This is a genomic window from Neorhizobium sp. USDA 3394 (assembly GCF_056280385.1).
Genome location: NZ_JBWCDU010000002.1, coordinates 701,326 through 727,932, shown reverse-complemented (window position 1 = coordinate 727,932; position 26,607 = coordinate 701,326). Strand labels below are relative to the sequence as shown.

Annotated in this window: 25 protein-coding genes and 1 pseudogene; 9 read left to right on the top strand and 17 right to left on the bottom strand. The window is 60.5% G+C overall.

What is annotated here, in order from left to right:
• The 4 genes from ACZ9EJ_RS25045 (at nucleotide 1) to ACZ9EJ_RS25030 (ending at nucleotide 4,078) form a co-directional block, all read left to right on the top strand.
• Nucleotides 1-828 carry an ABC transporter ATP-binding protein gene (locus tag ACZ9EJ_RS25045; protein ID WP_046604925.1) on the top strand — a complete coding sequence of 276 codons (828 nt, stop codon included), beginning with the start codon at nucleotides 1-3 and terminating at the stop codon, nucleotides 826-828.
• Complete coding sequence (locus ACZ9EJ_RS25040; protein ID WP_046630088.1) at nucleotides 825-1,568, top strand: ABC transporter ATP-binding protein; 744 nt, start codon at nucleotides 825-827, stop codon at nucleotides 1,566-1,568. Before ACZ9EJ_RS25045 ends, ACZ9EJ_RS25040 begins: the two co-directional genes overlap by 4 nt.
• 54 nt (nucleotides 1,569-1,622) lie before the next feature.
• Entirely contained in the window at nucleotides 1,623-3,131 is a 1,509-nt protein-coding gene (locus ACZ9EJ_RS25035; protein WP_046641286.1) for a serine hydrolase domain-containing protein, read from the top strand.
• Nucleotides 3,132-3,193: 62 nt separating this feature from the next.
• The gene (locus ACZ9EJ_RS25030) at nucleotides 3,194-4,078 is read left to right on the top strand and encodes a LysR family transcriptional regulator (protein WP_046630398.1); all 885 of its coding nucleotides are present in this window, start codon (nucleotides 3,194-3,196) and stop codon (nucleotides 4,076-4,078) included.
• A 5-nt stretch (nucleotides 4,079-4,083) separates the two neighbouring features.
• Here ACZ9EJ_RS25030 and ACZ9EJ_RS25025 read toward each other — a convergent pair whose 3' ends face one another.
• Genes ACZ9EJ_RS25025 through ACZ9EJ_RS25015 form a run of 3 tightly spaced genes read right to left on the bottom strand, consistent with a single transcriptional unit; the run spans nucleotide 4,084 to nucleotide 6,306 of the window.
• Nucleotides 4,084-4,950, bottom strand: a complete 867-nt coding sequence (locus ACZ9EJ_RS25025) for a D-amino-acid transaminase (protein ID WP_046641285.1) — start codon at nucleotides 4,948-4,950, stop codon at nucleotides 4,084-4,086.
• A gap of 19 nt (nucleotides 4,951-4,969) precedes the next feature.
• Nucleotides 4,970-6,016, bottom strand: coding sequence for a DmpA family aminopeptidase (locus ACZ9EJ_RS25020; protein WP_046641284.1), 1,047 nt, complete (start codon nucleotides 6,014-6,016; stop codon nucleotides 4,970-4,972).
• Between the two features lie 38 nt (nucleotides 6,017-6,054).
• Nucleotides 6,055-6,306, bottom strand: coding sequence for a hypothetical protein (locus ACZ9EJ_RS25015; protein ID WP_255742369.1), 252 nt, complete (start codon nucleotides 6,304-6,306; stop codon nucleotides 6,055-6,057).
• Between the two features lie 357 nt (nucleotides 6,307-6,663).
• Between ACZ9EJ_RS25015 and ACZ9EJ_RS25010 the strand changes: the two are divergent.
• Nucleotides 6,664-6,738 (top strand): annotated as a pseudogene (locus tag ACZ9EJ_RS25010) (MarR family transcriptional regulator); the annotation flags it as partial.
• A gap of 19 nt (nucleotides 6,739-6,757) precedes the next feature.
• Here ACZ9EJ_RS25010 and ACZ9EJ_RS25005 read toward each other — a convergent pair.
• A complete protein-coding gene (locus ACZ9EJ_RS25005; RefSeq protein WP_476100040.1) occupies nucleotides 6,758-7,546 on the bottom strand; it encodes an SDR family oxidoreductase in 789 nt (262 codons plus the stop codon).
• On the bottom strand, nucleotides 7,543-7,872 hold the full coding sequence (locus ACZ9EJ_RS25000; protein ID WP_046636235.1) for a nuclear transport factor 2 family protein: 330 nt from the start codon (nucleotides 7,870-7,872) through the stop codon (nucleotides 7,543-7,545). The genes ACZ9EJ_RS25005 and ACZ9EJ_RS25000 overlap by 4 nt, the downstream gene beginning before the upstream one ends.
• Nucleotides 7,873-7,962: 90 nt before the next feature.
• Between ACZ9EJ_RS25000 and ACZ9EJ_RS24995 the strand changes: the two genes are divergently transcribed.
• On the top strand, nucleotides 7,963-8,880 hold the full coding sequence (locus tag ACZ9EJ_RS24995) for a LysR family transcriptional regulator (protein ID WP_251090040.1): 918 nt from the start codon (nucleotides 7,963-7,965) through the stop codon (nucleotides 8,878-8,880).
• A 328-nt stretch (nucleotides 8,881-9,208) separates the two neighbouring features.
• Here ACZ9EJ_RS24995 and ACZ9EJ_RS24990 read toward each other — a convergent pair whose 3' ends face one another.
• Together ACZ9EJ_RS24990 and ACZ9EJ_RS24985 are read right to left on the bottom strand one after the other, a co-directional pair.
• Nucleotides 9,209-10,009, bottom strand: a complete 801-nt coding sequence (locus ACZ9EJ_RS24990) for an alpha/beta fold hydrolase (RefSeq protein ID WP_255743335.1) — start codon at nucleotides 10,007-10,009, stop codon at nucleotides 9,209-9,211.
• A gap of 105 nt (nucleotides 10,010-10,114) precedes the next feature.
• Nucleotides 10,115-10,990, bottom strand: a complete 876-nt coding sequence (locus ACZ9EJ_RS24985) for an alpha/beta fold hydrolase (RefSeq protein ID WP_046642424.1) — start codon at nucleotides 10,988-10,990, stop codon at nucleotides 10,115-10,117.
• Between the two features lie 119 nt (nucleotides 10,991-11,109).
• Here ACZ9EJ_RS24985 and ACZ9EJ_RS24980 point away from each other — a divergent pair, with 119 nt between their 5' ends.
• Entirely contained in the window at nucleotides 11,110-11,697 is a 588-nt protein-coding gene (locus tag ACZ9EJ_RS24980; protein WP_046642425.1) for a TetR/AcrR family transcriptional regulator, read from the top strand.
• A 510-nt stretch (nucleotides 11,698-12,207) separates the two neighbouring features.
• Here the strand turns inward: ACZ9EJ_RS24980 and ACZ9EJ_RS24975 are convergent.
• A complete protein-coding gene (locus ACZ9EJ_RS24975; RefSeq protein ID WP_046635674.1) occupies nucleotides 12,208-12,615 on the bottom strand; it encodes a hypothetical protein in 408 nt (135 codons plus the stop codon).
• A 99-nt stretch (nucleotides 12,616-12,714) separates the two neighbouring features.
• Nucleotides 12,715-13,320, bottom strand: coding sequence for a LysE family transporter (locus ACZ9EJ_RS24970; protein ID WP_046635696.1), 606 nt, complete (start codon nucleotides 13,318-13,320; stop codon nucleotides 12,715-12,717).
• Nucleotides 13,321-13,770: 450 nt separating this feature from the next.
• On the opposite strand from ACZ9EJ_RS24970, the gene ACZ9EJ_RS24965 reads away from it, so the two are divergent.
• Complete coding sequence (locus ACZ9EJ_RS24965) at nucleotides 13,771-14,901, top strand: helix-turn-helix transcriptional regulator (protein ID WP_052754218.1); 1,131 nt, start codon at nucleotides 13,771-13,773, stop codon at nucleotides 14,899-14,901.
• Between the two features lie 174 nt (nucleotides 14,902-15,075).
• On the top strand, nucleotides 15,076-15,402 hold the full coding sequence (locus tag ACZ9EJ_RS24960; RefSeq protein ID WP_476100035.1) for a hypothetical protein: 327 nt from the start codon (nucleotides 15,076-15,078) through the stop codon (nucleotides 15,400-15,402).
• A 305-nt stretch (nucleotides 15,403-15,707) separates the two neighbouring features.
• Here the strand turns inward: ACZ9EJ_RS24960 and ACZ9EJ_RS24955 are convergent, their stop codons facing one another.
• The 8 genes from ACZ9EJ_RS24955 to ACZ9EJ_RS24920 form a co-directional block, all read right to left on the bottom strand.
• Nucleotides 15,708-17,240: an ABC transporter substrate-binding protein gene (locus ACZ9EJ_RS24955; protein WP_046635670.1), complete on the bottom strand. Its 1,533-nt coding sequence runs from the start codon at nucleotides 17,238-17,240 to the stop codon at nucleotides 15,708-15,710.
• A gap of 50 nt (nucleotides 17,241-17,290) precedes the next feature.
• Complete coding sequence (locus ACZ9EJ_RS24950; protein WP_080954282.1) at nucleotides 17,291-18,130, bottom strand: ABC transporter permease; 840 nt, start codon at nucleotides 18,128-18,130, stop codon at nucleotides 17,291-17,293.
• A complete protein-coding gene (locus ACZ9EJ_RS24945) occupies nucleotides 18,127-19,101 on the bottom strand; it encodes an ABC transporter permease (protein ID WP_046635668.1) in 975 nt (324 codons plus the stop codon). The genes ACZ9EJ_RS24950 and ACZ9EJ_RS24945 overlap by 4 nt, the downstream gene beginning before the upstream one ends.
• Nucleotides 19,098-20,801, bottom strand: coding sequence for an ABC transporter ATP-binding protein (locus tag ACZ9EJ_RS24940; RefSeq protein ID WP_046635666.1), 1,704 nt, complete (start codon nucleotides 20,799-20,801; stop codon nucleotides 19,098-19,100). The genes ACZ9EJ_RS24945 and ACZ9EJ_RS24940 overlap by 4 nt, the downstream gene beginning before the upstream one ends.
• An 11-nt stretch (nucleotides 20,802-20,812) precedes the next feature.
• Nucleotides 20,813-21,706, bottom strand: coding sequence for a fructoselysine 6-kinase (locus ACZ9EJ_RS24935; RefSeq protein WP_052754216.1), 894 nt, complete (start codon nucleotides 21,704-21,706; stop codon nucleotides 20,813-20,815).
• Between the two features lie 124 nt (nucleotides 21,707-21,830).
• Entirely contained in the window at nucleotides 21,831-22,877 is a 1,047-nt protein-coding gene (locus tag ACZ9EJ_RS24930; protein ID WP_046642426.1) for an SIS domain-containing protein, read from the bottom strand.
• Nucleotides 22,878-22,900: 23 nt separating this feature from the next.
• Nucleotides 22,901-24,511: a hydantoinase B/oxoprolinase family protein gene (locus tag ACZ9EJ_RS24925; RefSeq protein WP_046635662.1), complete on the bottom strand. Its 1,611-nt coding sequence runs from the start codon at nucleotides 24,509-24,511 to the stop codon at nucleotides 22,901-22,903.
• Nucleotides 24,511-26,556 (bottom strand): hydantoinase/oxoprolinase family protein, encoded by a 2,046-nt coding sequence (locus ACZ9EJ_RS24920; protein ID WP_046642427.1) that lies wholly within the window; start codon nucleotides 26,554-26,556, stop codon nucleotides 24,511-24,513. The genes ACZ9EJ_RS24925 and ACZ9EJ_RS24920 overlap by 1 nt, the downstream gene beginning before the upstream one ends.
• Nucleotides 26,557-26,607 lie beyond the last annotated feature (51 nt).

Sequence of the window (26,607 nt, the reverse complement as noted above, 5' to 3'; positions counted from 1 at the left end):
ATGCTGGTCGAAATCAACAATCTCAAGATCGGTTTTCAGTCGCGTACCGGCTTGCATCAGGCGGTGAAGGGCGTCTCGATGACGCTCGGCACGGAAAAGCTCGGCATCGTCGGCGAAAGCGGTTCGGGCAAGAGCCTCACCGCCCGCGCGCTGATGAAGCTGCTGCCGAAGCAGACGGTCATCGAAGCCGACAAGCTCGCCTTCGACGGGATCGACATCCTGGCTGCCTCTGAAAAGCAGATGCGCTCGATCCGCGGCAAGCGCGCCGGCTTCATTCTGCAGGACCCGAAATATTCACTCAACCCGGTGAAGACGATCGGCAGTCAGGTGGCCGAATCCTGGCACACCCACAAAGGTGGCAGCAGGCGACAGGCGCTGGAAGCCGCAATCATGCTGCTGGAACAGGTGAAGATCCGCGATCCGAAAAAGGTCGCGGCCTCCTATCCACACGAGGTTTCGGGCGGCATGGGTCAGCGCGTCATGATCGCCATGATGCTGGCACCCGATCCGGAACTCTTGATCGCCGACGAACCGACCAGCGCGCTCGATGCGACCGTGCAGGCCGAAATCCTGCGCCTGATCGAGGAACTGGTGTCGGAACGCGGCATGGGTCTTCTGCTGATCAGCCACGATCTGCCGCTGGTCTCGCATTTCTGCGACCGCGTCGCCGTCATGTATGCCGGCCATGTGGTGGAGGAGCTGAAGGCGTCTGAACTACTCTCCGCCCAGCATCCTTATACGCGCGGACTTCTGAACTGCATGCCCTCGCTGATCCATCCGAAGGAGCGCCTGCCTGTGCTGACCCGTGATCCGGAGTGGCTGAAATGACGATCGAGATCGACAATCTGCGCATCAGCTTCGGTGACCGCGAAGTCGTCAAGGGCGTGTCCTTCAATGTCGCCAAGGGCGCCAGTTTCGGCATCGTCGGCGAAAGCGGATCCGGAAAATCCACCGTCTTGCGCGCCATGGCCGGCCTCAACAACGAATGGTCGGGCCGCATCGCCTTTTCCGGCGAGGACGCACCGCTGAAACGCCCGCCGGCCTTCTTCCGCAAGGTGCAGATGGTATTTCAGGACCCCTACGGTTCGCTGCATCCGCGCCAGACGATCGACCGTATCCTGTCAGAACTGCCGCTCGTGCACGGCATGGACAAGATCGACGACCGTATCGCAAAGGTCTTGTCGGCAGTCGCCCTGCCGCTGAGCGCGCGTTTCCGTTATCCGCACCAGCTCTCCGGCGGCCAGCGCCAGCGCGTGGCGATTGCCCGCGCGCTGATCGCCGATCCGGAAGTGCTGCTGCTCGACGAGCCGACTTCGGCGCTCGACGTGTCGGTGCAGGCGGAAATCCTCAATCTGCTTGCGGATCTGAGGGCCGAGCGAAACCTCACCTATGTGATGGTCAGCCACAATCTCAGCGTCATCGCGCATCTTTGCACCGAAGTCGGCGTGATGATCGACGGCAACATGGTTGAACAGGTGACCGCCGAGGATCTGAGACTTGGCAATGTCAATCATGCTCATACCCGCGAATTGCGCAGCCTGAGCGTGGAGCTCGAAGAACCGGCCTGACCTTAGAAGGGTCTGGCCACCCGGTCCGGTCAAAAGCAGTCAGTGGAGAAGAGCATGTCGATCACGACCTATTGGGAGGCGGCACAGGAAGTCGCTGGGAAATTCGCTGGCGGTTGGGGCGCCGACCAGCCTGGAGGCGCGGTGATCGGCTTCGATGCCAATGGCATCCGCTTTGCGGAAGTCGGCGGCGTCGGAAGTCTCTCCACCATGGCCCCGTTCTCGGCCGAGACGGTGGTGCGTTATGCCTCCGTAACCAAGCATGCCCTCTGCGCCATGATGTTGTCGCATCCGGATGTAATCTCCCTCGACGACACGCTCGGCCAGCATCTGCCCGAATTGCAGGAACCGTTGGCAAGCGTTACGGTCGGCCGCGCCCTCGACATGAGCGGCGGCCTGCCCGATACGCGCGAATGCCTGTCGCTGCTCGGCCTGTCGGTCTATACCGAAACCAAGGCCGGCCCCCTGATGGAGTTTCTCGCCCGCCAGACGCGCCTGAACTATGAGGCAGGCACGGAGATTTCCTATTCCAATACCGGCTACCGCCTCGTCGAGACCGCGCTCGAGCGCAAGGGATTGTTCTTTCGCGATTTCATCCGCAAGGCGGGTGCCGACGCCGGCGCGATCCTCGATGCCCCTGAGGTCTGGAACGACGCCGTCGACGGCCTCGTGCCCGGCTACTGGCGTGACGGAGACAAGTGGCAGCTGTCCGCCGCCGGCCTGCATATCTCCGCCTCCGGCAGCATGACCGGCAGCGCGATGAGCCTTGCCAACTGGTTGCGCCTCCTGCTTCGCGGCGATGCGCCCTTTGCCGGCATGCTCGACCGCCTCGCCGCGCCGCGCGCGCTGAAGGATGGCCGTGAAAGTGGTTATGGCCTCGGCCTGCGCCACACGCTTCTCGGCGGCCGGAGGTTTACCGGCCATGGCGGCTCGCATCCGGGCTACAAGTCCTATTTCCTCCTCGACCACGAAAGCAAAAGCGGCTTCGTCATCGTCTCCAACCGCGAAGACACGAACGGCAACAAGATTGCCCAGGAAGCCATGGCAGCCCTCTTGGGCCTTGCCCTGCCCGTCCCTTCCCCCACGCTCAACGACGGCATCTATGTCTCAGAAACCGGTCCCTTCTGGGCCGAGGTCAAGGGTTCGACCGTCACCTGGCTCGATTCCGACGATACGGTTTACCAGGATGACGGCGAGTTCGTATCGTCGTTTTCGGCCTCGTCGCCGATGCGCCTGAAGATGGATGGATCCGCCATCGTTGGCGAGATCGGCCATACTGTGCGCCGCCTGCTGCCATCAGTCGATAGCGGTGTGCCGGCCTCGCTCTCTGGACGCTGGTTTTCCGATGAAGGGGCTTTCTTCGAGATTACTGGCGATGTCGTCGTGATGGGCGTTGGGCCGGTGCGTCATCGCCTGCCGCTCATGGCGCTGGGCGGCGGCCGTTTTCTCTTCACGCTGAAGGATGGGCCGTGGACGAAGCGTGTCTGCCTTCACCTCCTGTCCGAAAATCGTCTCGAACTCGTCTTGGCTCGTGCGAGAATGATCGAATATAGCCGCGCCGGCTGATTGCATTTTTCCATCATTCAGACCAATGGAGAACCGCGGTCGGTTTCCAGTTGGAGCTTGTGGTGGAAGTCAAATGGCTTGAAGATTTCCTGGCGTTGGCCCAGGCGCTAAACTTTACCAAGGCGGCAGAAGAGCGCCACGTCACCCAATCCGCCTTCAGCCGGCGGATCCGGCAGCTGGAAGCCTGGGTCGGAACCAGCCTGATCGATCGCGCCACCTACCCGTCGCGTCTGACCGATGCCGGCGAACGCTTCGTGCCGATCGCCGAACAGACCCTGCAAAGCCTCTATCAGGCCCGCCGAAATCTGCAGCACGAAGAGGGTAGTGACGCGCGTACGGTCACCGTGACGGCGCTGCATACTTTGTCCTTCACCTTCTTCCCGAACTGGCTGAACGAGCTCAACGCGAAGCTCGGACCAATCGTTACGCATATGCGGCCCGATTCCGGCAGCATGGAGGAGAACCTCAACTCGCTCATCGACGGCGATTCAGATTTCCTGCTGACCTACCAGAACCAGCATGTGCCGATGCTGCTCGATCCGCAGTTCGAACATCATCAGCTGGGCGCAGAAACGATCATCGCAGTTAGCGCCCCCGACGCCTATGGACTGCACCAACACCATATCGAGCCGGGTTTCGCACATGTCAGCTATCAAAAAATCTCGTTCTTCGGACAGCTCGTCGCCGGCGCCATGGGGGATCGGCTGCCGGTGGAAAACCGTGTCCATGTCGGAAGCATGTCAGTCGGCCTGAAGGGCATGGTCATGGCGGGCTGGGGGCTTGCCTGGATACCGGAAAGCCTGGTTACCGCGGAACTTGCCGATGGCCGACTCGTCAGGGCGGCGGAGCCTGACTGGGATATCGATGTCGAGATCCGGCTTTATCGTTCAAAAGAAAACCGGCGGCCGATCGTCAAACGGATCTGGGACGTTCTGGCCGCTGGCTGATTTCATCAAACCGCGGTGCGGCGGGCGTTGTCCATGTATAACCTGCGTAAGCGCTTGAACATCGGACCAGCCTTGCCATCGCTGACCGGCTTGCCGTCGATCGAGGTGACAGGCACAATGAAGTTCGAGGCGCTGGTCAGGCAGGCTTCACGCGCAGCCATGGCTTCCTCAACCGAGAACGGGCGCTCTTCGATCGTCAGGCCCTGTTCGCGTGCGAGATCGAGCAAGGCAAGGCGAGTGCAGCCCGGCAGCGTGGCATTGCCGTTGCCGCGGGTGACGATCTTGTCGTCATGGGTGATGATATAGGCCGTCGACGACGCGCCTTCGGTGATGAAACCGTCCTCGACCATCCAGGCCTCGTCACAGCCTTCGGCCTTGGCTATACGCTTGGCGAGAACCTGCGGCAGAAGACAGACGGTCTTGATGTCGCGGCGTTCCCAACGCTGGTCCGGCACGATCTTGACCTTCAGGCCCTTTTCGACGGCGGCCACATGTTCAAGCGTCTTTGCCTGGGTGAAGAGCAGCAGGGTCGGCTCGAGATCGTCCGCATAGAGGAAATTGCGATCTTCGGCACCGCGCGTATATTGCAGATAGATCACGCCTTCGGTCAGCTTGTTTTCCTCGACCAGACGCTTTTCGATTGAAACGATCTCATCGGTCGAAATCGGCAATGTGCCGCCGATCTCCCGCACGCTACGCTCCAGGCGAGCCATGTGCAGCGGGCTGTCGATCAGCTTTCCGTCGAGAACGGCAGTCACCTCGTAAATCCCGTCGCCGAACAGAAAACCACGATCGAAGATCGAGATATGCGCGTCGTTTTCCGGCAGGAAGGCACCGTTGAGGTAAACGGTGCGGGGCATTTCGGCAGGCATGGGAACTCCAGTCTAAAAGTCAGCGGCGCTTGAGGGCGTCGAGGGAAATCGCGTGAATGGTCGAAGGCTTGTCGGTCCCGGCATTGTAGCCGTGCGTGGTCGCCGCCATCGTCATAGAGTTGAGAATGGCCTCCTCGCTCGCCTCGATGACGGCTTCGAAGAGCGGCGAGACGACGTCGTTGGAGAGAACGGGATAATTGGCGACCGCCTTGCGGCGCTCCGGCGTACGACGCACCTCTTCAGCCGTCGAGAAGGCGAGCGCATAGTCGCCGGACCCGTTACTGAGCGCCGCGCCAGTGCGTGCCAGACCGCCAAAACAGCGTTCGGCAAGACGGTTGAGGTTTCGCGAGCAGAGCGGTGCATCGGTCGCGACGATCATGACGATCGAACCGTCCTTGTCATGGCCTTCCGCCTCGTAAGGTCGGCCGGCGACGGTCAGCTTTCCACCGTAATTCGACTGAACGAGAATGCCGACCACATAGGACGTGCCAGCGACCGGCACGATGCGCGAGCTGGTTCCGATACCACCCTTCAGTCCGAAGGCGACCGTGCCAGTGCCGCCGCCGATTGCGCCTTCCTCGACCGGGCCGGCCTTGGCAGTGGAGAGTGCTTCCAGCATTTCATCGACGCTCGGACGCGCCGCGCGGATATCGTTCAGCCGGGAATCGTTGGTCTCGCCGACGACTGCATTCAGCGAAACGATGCGTTCGTTGCCGGTCTGTGCCAGCGTATGGCGGTTGATAGCTTCGATTGCGCGACCGACGCCCAAAGTATTGGTGAGCAGGATCGGCGTCTCGATCTCGCCAAGCTCGACGATCTGGGTCGAACCCGCGAACTTGCCGAAGCCGTTGAAGACGGCAAGTGCCGCCGGCACCTTGTCCTGAAACAGATTGCCGGCATGCGGCAGGACGGCGGTTGCGCCCGTGCGGATCCGATCGCCTTCGACGCAGGTGACATGGCCCACTGAAACACCGGCAACGTCGGTGATCGCGTTCAGCTTGCCCACAGCATAGTGGCCAACGGATATACCAAGCGAACGCAAAATGGCACGATTTTCGTAAGTCATTGAATGAGCTCTGATATCGAAGTTACCTGCAGGTTACTTCAGACGAAGCGGTAGGGACATGATAAAAATGGAATAGTTTCATGCCGGCTTTGCAATAGCCGCCGTGGTTGACCATCGCGGCCATCGACGCTGCCCGGCACATGCGACAATCCTCGGGGGATGTGCACAAAATCGCCATCAAGCCCCGTCCATTCCCTACCGGCGCTGGTCAAGAGGATTCGGGATAAGGACTGTGTCGTGTAAGTTGTCATCGTCTCATTGAACTCGGCTTCACCCTGGCGCAGCGACACAACTCTCATCTCCGGCCTTCGGCACGCCGTTGAAGCATAACAGAGATTGCGCATTAAGCGGGGATGACACTTCTGTTGCCGCCTTATCGCCAGTGCGCCATCGCATGATCCTCGCGACCCCGGAAACCAGCCGAGTGTACGAGCATGCAACGATGAGTTATGGCCATGAGACACCACTTGGAACCGGGGCAGCAATTACTTGCTCGATTGAGAACCGTCCGAGCCCGGCGCAACCGCAGTGTCCCCGGGTCGCAACTGCTACCACGCAAACAGCAATGCTCATCTCGAAGTTCGGCGCGTAGCTGACATCGGACCCCGAAGATTAAGTGTCCCATTGCGCCGATTAAACGTATTCACGCCTTGAACCGTGACGTGCGTCATCTTCGCAATGCGATTTATTCCCAGATCGGCGGGTGGGACGCACCCGCCTGATTAAAATGGTGACGAGAGATCAGACCGTCGGAAGAGTGCCGCCGTCGATGACGAACTCGGCGCCGTGAATCGCGGCAGCGCGATCCGAGGCCAGGTAGGCGATGAGGTCGGCGACCTCATGGGGGTCGGCCGGACGCCCAATCGGGATACCGCCCAGGCTGTCAAGAACGATTTGCCGCGCGTCCTCGATCGTACCGCCATTGGCGGCCTGCAGACGTTTCAGCAAGTCCTGGGATGACTCTGTCATGATCCAGCCGGGGGAAACGACGTTCACTCGCACGCCCTTGGGACCAAGCTCCTTGGAGATCGACTTGCTGTAGGTCTTGAGTGCGGCCTTGGCGGAGGCGTACGCGGTGGTCGCCTCTGGCAGGGGAAGGACGGACTGAATGGAAGTGACGTGCACCACCGCGCCGCTGCCCCGTGCGATCATCTGCGGGATCAGGAGACGATCCAGGCGGACAGTGGCCAAGAGGTTCAGGTTCAGTTCTGCCAGCCAGTGGTCATCTGTCAGGGCACCGAAACCGCCGCCCGGTGTCGACGATCCGCCGATAATGTGAGCCAGAATATCGATGCCGCCCATGCGCTCGAGCGCGGCCTTGGCAAGGGTTTCCCCGCCCTCGGCCGTCGTCAGGTCCGCCTGTATGAACTCGAGACCGTCAATGGGTTCCGGTGCTCCCCGAGCGGCGGTGATGACTCGGGCGCCGCCGGCCAGGAAACGGTCCACAGTGGCACGACCAGCACCCTTGGTGCCGCCGCTGACAAGCACGCGCTTTCCTGCAAACTCGGTCGGATCAGCTTTGATGTTCATGCCGTGATCTCCAATGCTTTGATGGTGTCGTTCTCGAGCGTGAACCGGTAGGTGAAACGGATCGGGCTGCCTTTGAAGTCGCCGTGGGCAGGACCCTCGACCACGACCTGATCATCCTCGTAACGAACGCTATCCGGCGTAAAGATCGCCTTGGCGGGAATCACTGCCTCTTCGAACAAGGTTCGCAGCTCGGCATGGCCTTCGTGACGGCCACCGTTATCCAGGACCACAGTATCGTCCGCGAAAGGCTTCAGCATGCCGTCCACGTTGAGTTGTGCATTAGCCTCGACATAGGCCGCTATGGGCTTGGGTAGTGCTGGTGTCATGATCGTTCTCCATTGCTCGGGATGACATTTAGCACTGGACAATTGTAGGGATAAGGAGGACGAAACGGCATGAAGTGATGAAACGGGACAATGGATCAGGCGACCCTAAAAGAACTTGAAGCTGCCATTGCGATCGCACGGCGTGGGACATTCCGCGCAGCATCCATCGATCTGGGGTTGTCGACCACGGCACTGAGCCACACGATCGGCAGGCTCGAGGCTGCGCTGGGCGTGCGACTGTTCAATCGCACCACGCGAAGCGTCTCCCTCACGGACGCTGGACGGCTTTTTATGCAGCAGGTCGCTCCATCACTTCAGGATCTGCATGCAGCACTCGGGTCGGTGCGCGAGCAACGTGAGACGCCTTCCGGCACGATACGGATCAACGCCGCGCCGTTTGCAGCACGCTCGATCATCAAACCGCTCGTGCTTGAATTCCTGCGCCGCTATCCCGACATGAATGTTGATATCGTCACCGAAGGGAAGATGGTGGATATCGTCAGGGACGGGTTCGATCTCGGCGTTCGAGTGGAAGGCCTCGTTCCTAGCGACATGATTGCCGTTTCGCTCGGCAGGCCTCAACGACATGCCGTGGTCGGATCCCCCGAATACGTCGAAAAGCGCGGGATACCGATAGTCCCCCCGGATCTCCTTGCTCACAGTTGCATTCGCGTTCGTCTGCCTGATGGCTCCCTGTTTCGCTGGCGGTTTGAGAAGGGCGGCGAGCAAGTTCAGATAGATGTTCGGGGGCAGATCACGCTGGATGAGGCCAGCCTCACGCGAACTGCGGTGCTTGATGGCGCCGGCTTGGGCTACCTCTTTGAGCAAGACATTCTTCCAGAGATCGAGGTCGGACAGGTTATTCGTGTATTGGCGGACTGGACGCCGTCTTATCCTGGGCTTTGCCTGTACTATCCCGGACGCCGAAATCTATCGGCCGGCGTGAGAGCTTTTCTAGAGCTGGCTCGTGAGCTTTCGCGTACGGGTGACACCCGTGCGAAATCCTGAACGATCCGGGCGCCTTGATGGGATATGGCTCGGCGACATATCAATCGAGCACCAGCCATCGACAAGCAATCATTGTCTTACGACGACTTGGCGCGTTAGCAGCGTTATGCCCGCCCGCCCCCAACCATGTAATTGAACGCAGCCATGGTGATCCCATGCCTCAACGGATACTAAACAGCCGCTTCGTCCCTCACGCATAGGACCTTAAGCGCAATCAAGCAGAAAAGCTCTTGCTCAGAAATGGCGTCAGCATTGCAAGAACCTCCTCGGGCGCATCTTCCGGCTGCAGATGACCACCCGATGTTGCTCCGCCGGTGACGTCGTCTGCCTACTGCCTCCACACTTCAATCGGACTCGTGCCGTCGGATTGTCTATTTCCTTTAGGGCAGGATACGAGAACAGGGCAGCGAAGTTTGCGCCCTTCCCTGCGATCAGCCCGATCATGTTCCAGGTCCTCACGCAGTGCAGATCGATAGTCTTCGACGATGGCGTGTCGTACGCTCCGTCGGCCGAACGCTTCGTGATAGGCATCAGTGACCTCCTGCTCCAGGAAATCACGCCGCTCTGTCATCCTTGCCAGAACGCGCTCGAGACAGCCGGGCGGATCCAAATCAAGCAGATGTTCAGCAAGGTCATCCGGTTGCGCGAACAGAAACCAGTGAAAGTTCTTCAGAGCGAACTCGGGATCGACGGAAGACATGGCATCAAGAGTGGGAACCACTGTCAGCGACGCAAATGCCCTAACTCGGTCCGGATGATCGAGCGCCAGGCGATAGCCAACGCGCGCGCCGCGGTCGTGACCGACCACACCGAACGTCTCATGGCCGAGCGCTGTCATGAGAGACGATACCGCCCGCGCCACGCGGCGTTTGGTGAAGCGTTCAGAGCGAGCGAGAATTATGCTCCTGCCATATCCCGGCAGGTCTGGAATGACGAGGCTGTAGTCGCGAGAAAGAGCCGGCGCCATGCGGCGCCAGGCAATATGTGTTTCGGGAAACCCGTGCAGAAGAAGGACCGGTGGCCCGGAGCCACCGACCACTCCACTGAACTGAACCGCGTCCGCCTCCATCTGGAGCGGCCGCCAACCTGGATAGAAGACGCAATCTCCAACGACGTCACGATTGCTCATCTCATCACCTTTTCTCCGAAGGGTGAATTCGTCGATATCGAAGCCATCGGCGCTAAGCGGGATGCCGTAAAAATGGAGCCGACATTTTCATACCGGCTCCTGATGCTACTTGCTGCCTTCGGCAGAAACCGCGAATTCGGTCAGATCCTTGTTGAACCGTGCCGCTTCCTCGAGGAAAGGCGCATGGCCGGAGTTGTCGTAGATCTTCGACTTGATCTGCCCGTTCAATGACTTCGCGCGAGTAATGCTCGCCTCAGGCCGTACCAGATTGTCTTTGCCGCCATAGATCAACAGAACCGGCACTTTTGCCTTGGGCAGGCCCTCTTCCGCCTGAACCGCGATCGACGGGACAGTGCGGGTCATCACCCACGATGCCGTGGCTGCGTTGGAAAGCAGCCGTTCGAATGTTGCCGGGTCTGGCTGCGTCTGGAAGCAGAGAGCCAGGAAGGTCCGCACCGTATCGAGATGTGTTCGCAGATCTTGCGACGCCAGCCCAGCGTAGACCTCCGGGTGTGGCGTGATGAGGTCGGGCTTAAGTTCGATGACACCATCGACATAAACGAGACCGCCAATCCCGGCGTCGCCATGAGCGGCAAGGTAATTAGAAAGTACCACGCCCCCCAGAGACCAACCAACCAGCACGGGGTTCTTGGCTTTGCTCTCTTTCAGAACCGCAGCAAGATCGTCTGCCCATCGGCGACCTTCCTGATAGGCCTCTGCATCATCCGGTTTTCCTGAAAGCCCGTGTCCCCTAAGATCATAAGTGATCAACCGAAATTTCTGCAGGTCAGGGTCGGTCGTCTGCTTGTCCCAGTTGATGCGGCTGCCAAGCAGTCCATGGACGAACACGATTGCCTGTCCCGCAGGATTTCCGGTTTCCTCCACGGCGATAACCACACCATCGGGCGATTTGACGGTGTATTCCTTGTCGGCAGCCGCAGCAGCCGACGCCGCCATCAGCAGTACGGCAGCCGCAAACATGCCCCTTGCTGTCCTAACGAAACAATTCCCGGTCACATCTTTCTCCTAATCATTATATTTAGTGATCACTACAAACTAGCCCCTTGATTTCCCGTGTCAAGCAGTCTTTAGTGATCGCTATGGATAAGCAGATCAAAAAGCGGCGCAGCCGGCCGCGTACGTTTAAGCGGGAAGAGGCGATCGACATCGCCATGCGACTTTTCTGGCGGTACGGCTATGAAGGTGTATCGCTCAATGACCTGACGGCCGCGATCGGGATTGCACCGCCGAGTCTCTATGCTGCGTTCGGGAGCAAGGCCCAGCTATATCGTGAGGCTCTGGACCGATATGCCGGAATTCCAGGCGCGCTTCTCAACCTCGATGAAGCGTCAACACTGGATGACACCGTTGCGGCCATCTTGCGTCAAGGTGCCGATGCCGTGACCGACCCTGGAGGAGAGCGTGGCTGCATGGTCTCAAGCGGGATGCTCCAATGCGCAGAGGAACACGCCGATCTCGCGTTGGTGTTGACCCGGCGCCGCGATGCGATGCGAGAGACGATTGCGGAAGCGCTCGGACGTTGGCTCGAGCCAGATCGAGCCCGTTCCCTCGCTCGCTTTCTGGTGGTCGTGCTGCAGGGCATGTCCGTCCAGGCCCGGGACGGCGCGACTCGCGAGGAACTCTACGCGGTCGTCAACGAAGCTTCAGAGGCTTCTCGGACTCACTAGTGCGGTACTGACCAGAGCAGCGCATTGCGTTTGGCCCGCGGTCCGTCGGTGTCATTGCTCCGACGCTCTGGCAGCCGTGGTGGCCTTCTTCCGACCACGCCAGTTCATCCAAACCCTGCGCTAAAGTGAGCACACTCGGCTCAATGTCCTCGATCGGATTGTTGCCACCTCTCCGGCGCGACCGCGATGAAATGTCCGCGGCCAATATGGACAGCCGCGTGAGTGGCCACCAGCGGCAATTCCGTGCCAATCGTCCTCAAATGTTCAACCGCGCGCGATGCGCCGACACCACCATAGCCAGGCGAGATAAAGGGCTGCCGGATCCACTCGTGACAGGTCTGCTCCAAAGCGTTCTCCAGAGCTGAATACGCCCGTTCGGTTAGCCTGCGAAATATCGCGTCGGCGTTTTCCCGAAGGTCTTCGTGAACATCACAATGCAGGCAGTGACGGACCGGTATCTGGAGACGCTACTGCTAACATGTTCCCGTCACGGGCGTGCCATGTTGACGATTATCCAGTGCCGAAGTGGACACCGAGAATGCAGGCCGTGAGGAAGCAGCCGCCGCTTGCAAGAACGAGGAACCCAGAGGCGATGCCGAGGAAAACAGACAGTTTCTCTTTTCGCTCGAGGTTTCCCGCGTTCATGCCTTCAGTCAAGCCTGCGAATGCAGTTGCCGAGACGGCACAAGCTGCACCGATGGCGAAAACGGTGACGGCCCACTTTGCGCCCTGTTGGCTGACTAGATGAATATCAATGTCGCTTTTCGGCTGGCCGCCGAAGAGGGTCATAAGCGCCGTCGCAGAGCCGGCGTTAAGCAGGAAGAGGTTCGCGAACGTCAACTTCATGAATTCTACATAGGCGTTGAAGAGTGCGGCGGGGTCGCGAGATTTTCCGACTTCTACAGGTTTGGTTTCCATTGAGGTTTCCTGTTGTCACCAACGAATGCACTGCTGGTTGCTTGGTATTCACTGCCGCTTGGGCATGTCTTCTCAGGCTAGAGCCTGCTCATGGTTTCATCAGATTGAATGGGCATAAAGTAGCGTGAAAGCATAAAGTCCCATGGCAGCTGCCAGGATGGCTCGAGCAGGCCTGTACCATGCGGGGTCGAGCCGCCGGATGGCGGTCATTGAGAAAATCCGACCCATCAGGGTGAACCAGGACAGCGCCATTACGAAGATGAGGCAGGAGGCTGCTCCCCCCATTCCGGTCCGAAAGTCAGGCTGGGCGATGTAGATGCTGACGAAAAACGGGATCGACAAAGGGTTACACAGTGCTGTTGCCAAGCCCAAGCCATAGAGCCTGAGGTTTACAGTATTTGATTCGACCTCCCGGGATGGGTTGGAGCCGGAGGGATGCCGCAACAGCCGGATCGCCGAGTAAAGGAGGATAAAGGATAGGACCATGGAACCCCAGGATTCCAGGCCCTCCCCCGTGTAAACGGTCGCTGTTCCCATGGCAGCTAGACAACAAGCAATGGCGGCTCCCGATGCAATTCCGGCGGCCACACTGAGCAAGCGGCCCCAGGATGGATTAACCGCCACTCGCAGGACAACAAGAAGGTTCGGGCCTGGTGCAATGAGGACTAGCGAGTACGAGAGCGCGAGCGAGGTAAGCAGCGGCATGACATCAATCTCGGAGCCTTCGATCGAGGGGCCGAAGATTGGTGATTTTTGTTGGTTTGGCGTCACCCGGCTGGGCGATAACTTGTCAGCTACGGTTCCACAAGGTGTAAGGATCCTCCTCCTCATGGCACCGTTTTCAACGCATTACTCTGAGCCGCGACTGTCCGCCTGTTACACGGGAGTGAGGTGCTCGACCACGCTCAGTCGGACGAAATGCTGAGCGCCGCCGCCGGGAGCGATTACTTCGCCCCATCTGCAATGATGTTCCGCTTCGGCTAGTCACCAGCCGCAGTTAATCTTGACCTAATTCCAGAATAGGAGAAGAATTCTTGACGTCACCCGATTGGGTGACGTCGGCGGCTTGAGTTCGTCTTAGACAAGCAGCGCTTGATTAAGTGCATCAGTAGCGGCGGTTGGCGGGCTTGTTCCGCCATGATGAGAGGCGCTGACATGGAACATGCCCAGATCATCGATGCCATCTACCAGGCGTCCATCCGATATGAACTATGGCCACGGACCCTGTGCACGATCGTCGATTATGTCGGGGCCGTCGCAGGAAATATCGTTTATCAGGCGCCGCCGGGAGGACGCGGGAGTTTTCTCATCCCGGGCAGGATGCGGGAAGACCTGAATACCCTCTATCTGCAGGAATATGCTCAGAACCCGTACGCACGCGCCTACGAAAAAATAAAGCCTGGCAATGTCGTGCTTGGCAACACCATGATCGATCTGGCCGCGATCCAGAAGTCTTCGTTCTATACCGACATCTGCAAGCCCCAAAACATTCACAACCAACTCTTCATGCCGCACACCAGCCTGCACGAGCGGGGCGGCATCGGAGGCGTCGCACTCTTTCTGTCTCAACGGCAAGACGAGCATGCCGAGCTTGCGCTCAATCGACTGACCGAGCTGGCGCCGCATCTTGAGCGCGCAATCGACCTGTCTTTGCACATCACCCGCATTGACCATGGCCCCGACCTGGCGCAGCGGCTGATCAACGCGATGCCGGATGCCGCCGTCTTGATCGGAAGCCGAGGGGAGGTCATCCTTCTCAATGCGGCGGCTGAAACGCTACTAAAACAGGCCGACGGCATCTCGATCAGCCGATCGGAGCGCTCGCTTCTCAGGGCACAGGTTGCAGAAACCGCTTCTCGCATGACAACCAGTATCCGACAGGCGCTTATGGTCGCGAATGGCGCCGCCACGCCTTTCGATGGAGCTTTTCCCATTGTCCGGCCATCAGGCCTTCCTCCTTACCTCGCGACGATCACACCGCTGGCGCCAACATCATCCGCCATATGGGACGCAACAGATAGCCAGGCACGGATTCTCTTGCAGATTGTCGATCCGGAAACAAAGACCCGGCTGCAGGCTCGACGGTTGCAGACGATGTTCGACTTGACGGATGCAGAGACGCGGGTTGCAGCGTTGATCGGCAGCGGGATGAACCTTCATGATATCGCCAAAGCGCTCGGCGTGTCGCCCAACACAATCAAAACGCACGCTGCCCGCTGCTTCGGAAAGGTCGGGGTCCGATCGCAACCTAGTCTAGCGCGCGTCATCGCCTCCATTCCGGCTTAGCCTCCGGCACATGGCCGCCCGATGCTGCTGCTACCGCCTTAAACATCAGCACAACCTCACCCGATCGGATGATGACGGCTCCATCCCGAAACGTGAATATGAGGTCCCAACCTTGTTCGGTTCGAGCGTTCATCGCGCTCGAACCACCTTTTTGAAGGTGGTCGAGACATCGAGGTGATTTTGCTGGAGCCGATGATGTCACCCGAAAGCCTGGCACCACAATTATTTTCTCGGGCATGGGCCGCAGGTCTGCAGACTGTGCGCGAGAAGGCAATTTGCTCCTTTGAGCATATGACCGTTATCCCCAATTTGTCGCTTTCTTTTTACAAGCTTTCTTGTCCGGAACTCAGAAGTGACATGGAAATCATCCTCCAGATCGGCCTTTCGCGGCTGCTTGCCGATGGCGAGGTCAAAACCGGCCCTGCCGGCTATTCCATGGCATCTGCCAATTGCGGCTTGTTTCCGAAAGTCTCAGCAGATGGCCGCCAAAGCGCCGACTAGCTGGGAGCGTTCATCGATCTATTCCCTATCGCCGCTTGGACCGGCGGTCAGAGATTGGAGTACCCCGTTTCGGGATAAAAAAATGATGCCTCGAGCTGCTGCATTCCGCCAGAGGTTGCCCTAGGTGTTTGGTCCTGGGAATTGATGGATCGGATCGAGCCTGAATCGTTCGGGCTCTTTTGTCCAGATGCTGCAGATGTATTCATACGGCGTGAACATGCTTGTTATAGCACTTATGGCGTCAGCCAAATGCGGACTGCCCCCACCTGAAAGGTCGGGGGCAACGGCACAACCATCCCTGACGCTTATTCCACCTCCGTGTCTTCGACCGTGATGCCCGACTGAAATGTCAGGAAGCCCGGAATGTTGGTGAAGCCTTTGACCTTCTTGTTTAGACCGAAGCTCTGGTCACGCCACATCAAATAGACGAATGGTGACTGCTCCAATGCACGATCCACGAACTGGCCGTAGATTTTCTCGCGCTCGCCGGCATCGAGCGTGACACGTCCCTTGTCCAGGAGGTCATTGATCACCGTGTCGTTGAAGTAGGCGGAGTTGTTGAGCCGTACCAGCTGCTGGCCACCGTAGAAGAAGTTGCTGAGCCAGTCGGGGTCGGCGATGTCCCCGGCAGTACCTGCGACCAGGAAATCGTAGTCGCCTGCATTGTTCTTGGCGATACGACCCGACCAGTCGGGAAGATCCAGCTTTGCCTTGATGCCGATCTTGGCAAGCTCGGCCTGGACGGCGATCGCGGTGTTGTTGTGGAAGCCGTATTGCGAAGTGGCGAGCAGCCGGGCTTCGAAACCGTCCGGGTAACCCGCCTTGGCGAGCAGTTCCTTGGCCTTTGCGACGTCATACTTGAAGAAGTTCGCCTTTTCCTTCGAATACCCCATGTATCCTTCGGGCACGGCGATACCGAAGAGCGGCGTGCCGCGGCCGTTGAAGGCGGTGTTGATGACGGTCGCGCGGTCGATTGCGTAGGAAATCGCCTGCCGCACTTCCGGCTTGGAGAAGGGCTCGAACTTGGTGTTGAACTGCAACATCATGAACGGGCCGGTGGTGCTCGCCAGGTTCAGGTCCGAGCTGCCTTCGATCGACCCGGCATCCTTCCAGGGAACGTAGTCGATGATATCGACGTCGCCGGATTTCAGCGCGTTCACGCGGGTGTTTTCGTCGCCGTAGAAGACATAGTGCACGTCATCGAGATGCGGCTTGCCCTTCTTGTAGTAGCCGTCGAACTTTTCGACGGTCAGCTCGCGGCCGCGCTCCCAGGTGGCGAACTTGAAGGGGCCGGCACCGACGGGCGCCGCATTCGGGTCCGTGCCGTGCGCCTTGATCCAGGCCGCCGGAATGATCGCCGATTCCGGAAGCGCCAGATAATGCACCAGCGGCACGAACGGCTTGGAAAGCACCAGCTTCACGGTCTTGGCGTCCGGCGTCTCGATCGACTGGATGACGCCGAGTTCGTTCCGGTAGGTCGCCTTGCTGTCCTTGGCGGTCATGCGCTCGATGGACGCCTTGACGTCCGCCGACGTCACTGGAGAACCGTCATGGAACTTCGCTTCGCGCAGCCTGAACGTATAGTTGAGCGCATCAGGAGCGACGTTGTAGCTCTCGGCGAGCTCCAGCGAAAGCTTGCCGTCGGCGCCATAGTTGAAGAGGCCGCGATGGATTGCAAGCCGGATGGTACGCGCCGGCGTGCCCGCATTGATGGTGCTTTCAAGCGTCGATGGCTCGCCGGAAATGCCGAAATAGAGCGTGCCACCATCCGCAAGCGCCTGTTGAGCGAAGACGCCCGATGCCAGGGCCAAGACGAGCCCGAAGATCTTCCTTTTCATGCTGTACCCCTTTTTTGCTTCTGTTTGTTGATGCGAAATTGCCATGCCCGTTACTCCTCCCTGAGTCGTGGATCGAGAATGTCGCGCAGTCGGTCGCCCACCACGTTGATGGCAAGCACCGTCAAGGCGAGAAGAAGGGACGGCCAGATCACGTACATCGGGTTCTGGCCGAGATAGCCGCGCGCGGTTCCGATCATCTGGCCCCAGGACGGCTCCGGCGGCACGATGCCGAGGCCGAGGAAGCTGAGGCCGGATTCCAGAAGGATGGCGGCCGCGACCGTCAATGTCGCCTGCACGACCAGCGGCGACAGGATGTTCGGCAGGATGGCGGTGAAAACGACGCGGCGGGCTGACGCACCCATCGCATGTTCGGCCTCCATGAACTCCATCCGCGAGACCTGCAGCGTTGCGGCGTGTGCGACGCGGGCGAAATGCGGGACGTAGAGAACACCGATGACGACGGCGAGGCTGAAGATTCCGCTTTCCCAGAACCCGACCGCCAGCAGTGCCAGCAGGATGGGCGGAAAGCTCAGCATGATATCCACGCTGCGCATGATGAGGAATGCGATCAGCGGCCGGCCATAAGCACCCGCGATGCCGATCATGGTTCCGAGAACTCCGGCGATCACGGTCGCGCCGATCGCAACCAGCAAGGTCGGCTGGACCCCTATCAGCAGCCGGCTCAGCAAATCGCGGCCGAATTCGTCGGTGCCCAGCCAGTGGGCCGTGGTACTGCCCTGGTTGACGGTCTGCGGATTGAGCAGGAACGGGTCCTGCGGAGCAAGCCAACTGCCGAACACGCCGATGAAGACCACCGCGACGAGCAGCACGATGCTGGCAAGGAAGGATGGCTGGTTGCGGGTCGCGCGGAAGATTGCCTGGGGTATCACGAGCGTTTCCTCCGGATGCGCGGATCGAGCAGGCTGTAGAGCAGCTCCACCACCAGGTTGATCAGGATGAACGCTGCGGCGATGGCCAGCATCGCCCCCTGGACCAGAGGATAGTTACGCGCCGATACCGCGCCGACGAGCAGCGTGCTGAGGCCCGGCCAATTGAACATGGCTTCGACGAGAACCGTGCCGCCCATGAGGTTACCGAGCTGCAGGCCGATGATCGTGACGATCGGGATCGCGGCGTTGCGCAGCACGTGCTGCCAGATGATCCGCCGTTCGGACATGCCTTTGGCACGCAGCGCGCGGACGAAATCGCGGCCGAGGATTTCCAGCATGGAGGAGCGCGTCATGCGGGCGATCGACGCTGCCAGACCGAAGCCCAGAGCCAGCGCCGGCAAGGCCAGCTTGCGGAAATGCTCCAGTATATTGCGCGAGATATCCGTGTAGCCACTTGCCGGAAGCCAGCCAAGCTTCAGGCTGAAGAACAGCACCAGCAGCGTGCCCATGATATAGACCGGCACCGATATGCCGATCGTCGCGATCGAGGTCAGCACCGTATCACGCATGCTGCCCCGCTTGAGTGCGGCCGCAATGCCGAGCGGGACGCCGATGAGCGCTGCAATGACGATCGCCGCGAATGCGAGCTCGAGTGTGCGCGGCAGGTTCTGCATCACGTAGTTGGCGACCGGATAACCGTTGGTCAGCGACTTGCCGAAATCGAGATGCAGCGCGTTCCAGAGCCAGATAAAATATTGGGACACCACCGGCTGGTCGAGGCCGAGCTGGCTGCGCATCGAGGCGATCGCCTCCGGCGACGGATTGCTGTCGGCGCCGAGCAGCAGGAGCACGGGATCGCCCGGCATGATGTACATGACGGAGAAGATCAGGGTGGCGACGACCACAAGCTGGATTAAAGCGGTCAGGAGCTTTCGCGCGGCAAGGAGCAGAGCCCCAATCGAGGCGTTCATGCGCCCTCCTTTCCGCCGCGAAGCGAACCGACGGTCGGCACGGCATCCAGCAAAATGCGGGTATAAGGCTCCATAGGATTGCCGAAGATCTCCGCGGCAGGTCCGTACTCGACGATCCTACCCTTCTGCATGACCGCGACCGTGTCGCTGACATGCTCGACCACGGAAAGGTCGTGGGAGATGAAGAGATAGGTCAGGTCGAACTCCGCCTGCAGGTCCTTGAGCAGGTTCAGCACCTGGGCCTGGACGGAGACGTCGAGCGCGGAGACCGCTTCGTCGCAGATGACAAGCGACGGGTTGAGGGCAAGCGCACGTGCGATGGCAATTCTCTGCCGCTGCCCGCCGGAGAATTCATGCGGGTATTTCTGGGCCGCGGCAGCGGGCATGCCTACGGCGTCGAGCAGCGAGCGGACCCGCCCCTGACGCCCCGCCGCATCGCCATCGGCGAAGATGAGCATCGGCGCCTCAACGATCTGGGCGACCGTCTGGCGCGGGTTGAGCGAACCGTAGGGGTTCTGGAAGACCATGGCGATCTCGCGCCGGAACGGCCGCATCTCCTTGTCCGAGAGCCCCGCAATATCCTTGCCCTTGAAGAAGATCTGGCCGGAATCGGGCTTGTAGAGCCTTATGACTGCACGGGAGAGCGTGCTCTTGCCGCAGCCGGATTCGCCGACGAGGCCAAGCGTGGTACGCGGCGCGATCGACAGGCTGACGCGATCGACGGCACGCATCTCGACCGGCATGGCGAGAGGCGAAGGTTTTACCCAGTAGGACTTGCAGAGATCGCGGATTTCGAGAAGCGGAGGATCACCCCCTGCCGGAATGGGTCCCGAGGATGCGGGGCGGGGGCGCGGTTCCGGCCGGACGCTGCGCACCTTGCCCGATGAATCGCGCTCGATCACCGGCAGCCGCTCGGCGTCGCGGCCAAGCGACGGCATGGAATCGATCAGCGCCCTGGAGTAGTCGCTTTGGGGGGCGGAGAAGAGATCGGCGGTCGTCGCCTCCTCCATCTTGTTGCCGGCATACATGACCACGACGCGGTCGGCGACTTCGTAAATGACGCCGAGATCATGCGTTATCAGCAGGATCGCCGCGCCGACTTCGTCGTTCAATTCGCGGAGCAGGTCGAGCACCTGCTTCTGCACGGTGACGTCGAGCGCGGTGGTCGGCTCGTCGGCAATGATGACGCGCGGCCGGCAGGCGACCGCCATGGCGATCATGATGCGCTGGCACTGGCCGCCTGACAGCTCGTGCGGATAAGCCCGCATGGCGCGATCGGGATCGGGGATCAGGACCTTTTCCAGCAGGTCGCGAGCCTTCCGGCGCGCATTCGCGCGGCCGATGGGGTTATGCAGAAGGATGGCCTCGATGATCTGGTCGCCGCAGGTGAAGATCGGATCGAGCGACGCTATCGGATCCTGGAAGATCATGGCGATATGGCCGCCGCGCAGCTTGCGTAGTTCCGCCGGCGGCAGCTTCAGGATGTCGATGCCGTCTACCAGAACCTCACCACCGGTGATCACCGCGTTCGGCGGCAGGAGTCCCATCACGCCGAGCGAGGTGATGGTCTTGCCGCTGCCGCTTTCACCGACGAGTCCGAGGATTTCGCCCGGCCGGATGGTGAAATCGATATTGCGCACGGCCGACTTCAGCCCCGCACTGGTCTTGAAGGCGATCGAGAGGTTTCTGACTTCGAGCATCCGCCCCCCTCTCAGACGTGTTCGTCGGTGGTGATGGGAGCGGCATGACCGAATGCGCCATCGACCCCGCAGATTTCGGCTGCAAACTTGCTGCCTTTTTCCATGGCGATAACGATGGCTTCCGCCGAAGGCCGGTTCCCGCGCGTCCAGCCTGCCGCGAGCAGCGAAAGGAGCGTCGCTGTGATGAATGCATCGCCGGCGCCGAGCGTATCGACGACATTGGCAGGCGTGGGCAGAACGGAAACGAAGTCCTCGCCGTTATAGGCCGTGGCGCCTTCCGGTCCGAAGGTCGCCAGGGCCAGGCTGCAGCCGTTGGAAATGGCTTCGCGCAGGACAGCAAGACCGCATTCACGACCGACGTCGCCCGCCGAAAGCGCTGCAAAATCAAGATGCGGCGTTACGGGGCCGATTAGATCGTCCACCTGCCAGCGATAGGAAAAATCATAGGAAAGCAGAGCGCTCGCGTCCTTCAATGCCGCCAGATGCGGATTGAGATGGCTGTAGCAGCTCGTGTGCACGAGGCGGAAACCGGCAATATAGTCCAGATCGGCCTGGACCGGTGTGAAGGGATTTTCCCGCGCAACGCCGCCCTTGTTGGAAAACACGAACTCGCGGTCTCCATCAACGACGCGCACATCCGCATGGCCGTTCTCGCCTTCGACCATCCGGCAGAGCGGTGTCGGAATGGCAAGCTCTTCCAGCGTGGAGCGCACATGGCGTCCCGCAGCATCCGTGCCGAACGTGCCGAGAAAAGCGGCATCCGCGCCGAGCATCCTGGCGTAGGCCGAAAAATTGAGTGCATTGCCGCCCGGGTACATCTTGCCCGTATGCAGGTAACGGTCGACAACATTGTCGCCGAGCCCGAGGACCTTAAGGCCCGAATATGTCTTGTCTGGCGTCATCATTTCTCGACCGCCTTCCCTGTCGTGCGGTGCCGAGACGGGTGGGACATCCGCCAAACGCGCAGCCCGATCCGGCGCAAAACTCTCACGCCGGGATTGTAGGCGATGTCGGCGGACGTCTTCGTCATCAGTAGTCGACTTTCCACATGTAGCGGCGCACGCTGAGCGGATGCTCGCGCAGAACCGAAAGCGTATGCGCGAACCAATACCAAGTGACGCCGATCACGAAGGGAGACAGCAGCGGCGAGACATCCTCGTAGCGGCCGGCATCGAAGGTGATGATCTTGTCCGTGACGCGGCGGGTGAACTTCAGCGCCCGCTGGTCGATCTTGCGGTTCTCGCCGTTGTCCATCAGGAAAACGTATGCCATCTCCGGATCGGCGACTTCGAACGGGCCGTGGCGGAATTCGCCCGAATGGATGTCGGACGCGTCGAGCCACAGCATCTCGTTGAAGATGCAGATCGAGTACTGGTAGTTCAGCGCCGACAGAATGCCGCTCGAAAGAACATAGTAGATGTTCTCGTCCTTGTAACGGCGGGCGAGTTCCATGCCGCGCTCGCGCTCGGCATTCTTGATGTCATGCAGCTTGGCCGGCATCGCTTCCAGATCGGCGATGAGCTGGGCGCCGACCGGGTTGCCGAGGCGCTTTAGGAAATGGGCGGCGAAGAGATAGGCGATCATCGTCTTCGGCATGCCCGGCAACTCCTTGCTGTAGGGCAGCAGATAGTCGCAGATCTTCGCAAGGCCGCTGTCGTGACCCGAGGTCAGCGCCACGGTGACGGCGCCGGTCGTCTTGGCCCAGCGGGCGGCGACGACCGTGTCTTCGGTCTCGCCGTTATGGGACGTGAGGAGCACGATGGCCTTTTCATTGACGGGCTTCGGACGGCGCGTTTCGAGTTCCGTCGAGTTGATGCGCTCGATCCTGAGGTCGCAATATTTGTCGAGGATGTATTTGACCGGCTCGATATAGGAGTTCGAGCCGCCGGCACCGACCAGATAGATGGAGTCGATCTGGCGCGAAGAGAAGATTTCATCGACCAGCTTTTCGGCAACCGGGTTGCCGTCGCGGAAGGTCATCTCCAGGACGCCCTTCAGATAGTCGCCTTCGAGGTAGTTCGGGTTCGGAGCGGACTTGATCTGTTCGTCGCTCGGCGTCAGGTTTTCGAGAGCCATGTCATTCATTCTCCAAAGGGAATTCAGGAAGCGCGGCCGAAGCCACCGCCGCCCGGCGTTTGCAGGAACAGGCTGTCCCCGCGGTTCATCAGGATGTTGGTGATCGAGATGTCGTATTCCTTGACCGTGCCATCTGCATTCGCGAACTTCAGCCGGGCGACCTCGCCCTGGCCGCCGCCGAAGACGCCGTCGGCCGGAGTCCGGAGGCCTTCGCAGGATGCGTTCGCCCGCACACCATCCGTCATCGCGACCACTTCGCGGACGATGCCCATGCCGCCCGTCGTCTGGCCTTCACCACCCGAGCCGGTGGCGAGCGCATAACGGCGCACCATCAGCGGATACTCGATTTCGAGCGCTTCGGCCGGTAGGTTCGAGGTGTTGGTGATATGCACCTGAATGCCGCTCATGCCGTCGTGGTCAAGGCTTGCGCCAGCACCGCCGCCGACGGTTTCGAGGTAGACGAAACTGCCTTCGCGCGTCTTGTGCGGACCGAAAAAGATCATCGTCGCGTTCATGTCGGCCGAGGAGGCAAAGACCTTCTCCCTCGGCAGCACGTCGGCAAAGGCCTGGAATATGGCGCGGACGACACGCTGGCAGCTGGTCGAACGGATGCCCACGGCAGCCGGGAATTTCGGCCGCACCAGCGTGCCCTCTTCCGCAACAATCGTCACGGGAAGCGCCATGCCCTCGTTCGGCGGCAGCGCCGGGTCGAGCAACGCCTTGATCGTGTAGTAGCAGGTGGCGTCGAGGGCGGTCTTGGGAATGTTGACCGCACCTCGCGCTTGAGGATCGGTGCCGGTGAAATCGAAGGTGATGCCGTCGCCCTCGACCTTGATCGCCACCTCGATGCGGCAGGGCTCGTAGCCGACGCCGTCGCCGTCGATGAAGGCTTCGCCCCTGTAGATGCCATCAGGAAGATCACTGATGCGCTTGCGCAGACGGCTTTCCGAATAGGCGATCAGGTCGTCGATCGCCTTCTCGACAGTCGCGATTCCGAACTGGTCCGCAAGCGCCACGAGTTTCCGCTGACCGATCTCGTTGGTGGCGATCTGCACCTTGAGATCGAGAATACGCTCCAGCGGGTCGCGGCTGTTGGTGCTGATGAGCTTGACGATCTGCTCGTCCAGAACCCCTTCGCGTGCGATCTTCAGTACCGGGATGCGCAGCCCTTCCGCAAATATGCTCGTCTGGCTGGGATCGCAGGAGCCCGGAACACCGCCGCCGACATCCGAATGATGGCCGAGATTGGCGGCGAAGAAGCAGAGCCGGCCATCATAGAAAACAGGTGTCAGGATCGAGATGTCCGGCGTATGCGATCCGCCGGCGAGATAGGGGTCGTTGCAGATGAACGCGTCGCCCGGCCTGATGTCCTCGAGCTTGTAGTTTTCCAGAACCGCCGCGACACCGCCCTGCAACGAACCGAGGTGGACCGGAATATGGGACGCCTGCACGATCAGCCGGCCACGGCCGTCGAAAAGACCGACCGAGCAATCCTTGCGTTCCTTGATATTGGTCGAGAAAGACGAGCGCACGAGGCTCAGTCCCATCTCATCGGTGATCGACATGAACCGGTTGGAGTAGACCTCCATCTCGATGGCGTCGAATTCGCGCGGCGGTTTGACGTGCTGCTGCATCAGGCACGGTCCTTCACAAAGCTGAGGATGATGTTGCCGTAGGCGTCGACGACGCCCGACTGGCCGGGGAGGACGTAGGTCGTGGAGGTCAGCTCCTCGATGATCGCGGGACCGGAGAACCTCTCGGCCTGCGGCATCGAGGCGCGCTTGTAGACCGGCACGGTCAGCCATCCGGTCTGCGGATCGATATAGACCTCGCGCTCGCCGACGATGGCGTCTTTGATGGTGCCGGCAACACCCGGCACTGTCTGAAGCGGCCGGCCCGCATGACCGATCGCCTGGATGCGCAGATTGACGATCTCGACCGGATGATCGTTCAGCGCATAACCATAGACGACACGATGGGCTTCGGCGAAACGCGCGGCGAAGTCTTCCGGGGTGGAAAGAATGCCCTCGACACGGATTTCATGGTTCTGACCGGCATAGCGGGCTTCGGCGATATGCTGGAGCGCACGCTTCTCATCCGGGATCGTTTCCGCCTCTAGCCATTCGCGTGCCTGGACTTCCAGACCTTCAAGGGCGGAGCGGATGTCGAGCCAGCTTTCACCCTGGACCCGCTTGATCTGCGTGGAAACGAAATCGCGCGTCACGTCCGAGAGAAGCACGCCGCGGGCGCACATCGTGCCGGGGGATTCCGGAATTATGACGGTATTCAGGCCGGTTTCTGCAGCCACCAGCGAGGAATGGAGCGGCCCGGCGCCGCCGAAAGCCATCAGTGCGAAGGGTGTGAGGTCGTGCCCCTTGTCCATCGATACCGCCCGGATGGCGCGCGCCATGTTGGCGACGGCGATGCGGATAATGCCCCAGGCCGTATCCTCGACGGAGCGACCGATCTTTTCGGCGACGGCGCCGACGGCCTTGAGGGCCGCCTCGCGATCGACGGGCATGGCTCCATCAAGAAGCGCGACCGGGTTGAGGCGCTGCAGCACGATATTGGCGTCGGAGATCGTCGCATCCGTTCCGCCCTTGCCGTAGGCGGCAGGCCCCGGTACGGCGGCCGCGCTCTGCGGGCCGACCTTCAGACCGCCGGCATCGTCGAGCCAGGCGATCGAGCCGCCACCGGCACCGATGACGTTGACGTCGACCATCGGGCAACGGATGGAATAGCCTGCCACGTCGCGGTCGGTGGAATAGGCCGGCTTGCCATTGGCGATCAGGGCGACGTCGGTGGAGGTGCCGCCGACGTCATAGGTGATGATGTCGGGGAAGGACGCCGCCTTGCCCACGAGGGATGCGCCGACAACACCGGCCGCAGGGCCTGAGAGGCAGGTCCGGACCGGATAGTTGCGCGCCGTTTCGGTGGACATAAGGCCGCCGTTGGAATGGATCGTATAGGGCTTGGCCTCGATGCCCGCCTTGCGCGATCGCGTCATGAAGCGATCGAGATAACCGTCCATGCGCGGCATCAGGTAGGCGTTCATCACCGTGGTCGAGATGCGCTCGTATTCACGGAACTCGGGCAGGACGTCGCTCGACAGCGAGATGAAAACACCGGGCAGGCGCTTGCTGATGATTTCTCCGGCGCGCCGCTCGTGCACCGGGTTGCGATAGGAATGCAGGAAGCCGATTGCGACGGCCTCCACGCCCTCTTGTTTGAAGCGTTCCGCGGCGGCTTCGACGCCCGCTTCGTCGAGCGGCACGATGATTTCCCCGGCCGGGCCGAGGCGCTCCGCCACTTCGAGGCGCAGCGGACGGACAACCAGCGGGTCCGGCTTTCGAACGCTCATGTCGAACAGGTCGGGGCGGGTCTGGCGGCCGATCTCGAGTACGTCGCGAAAACCTTCGGTGGTCAAGAGGCCGGTCTTTCCGCCGCGCCGTTCAATGACCATGTTGGTCGCAACCGTCGTACCATGACCGAAATGGATGACGTCGGAGGCCTGAAGGCCACGCTCGGCAAAACCGGCAATGCCGGTCTCGATCGCTTCGGACGGATCGTGAGGCGTCGAGGACACCTTGAAATGGCGCATGTCTCCGGTCTCGTCATCGAGGACCGTGAAATCTGTGAAGGTTCCGCCGACATCGATGCCGACCCTGATATTGCCCATGATGCTCTGGTCTTTTGCGCTGTGGCACCGGCTTCACACCGCCGCCTTGCC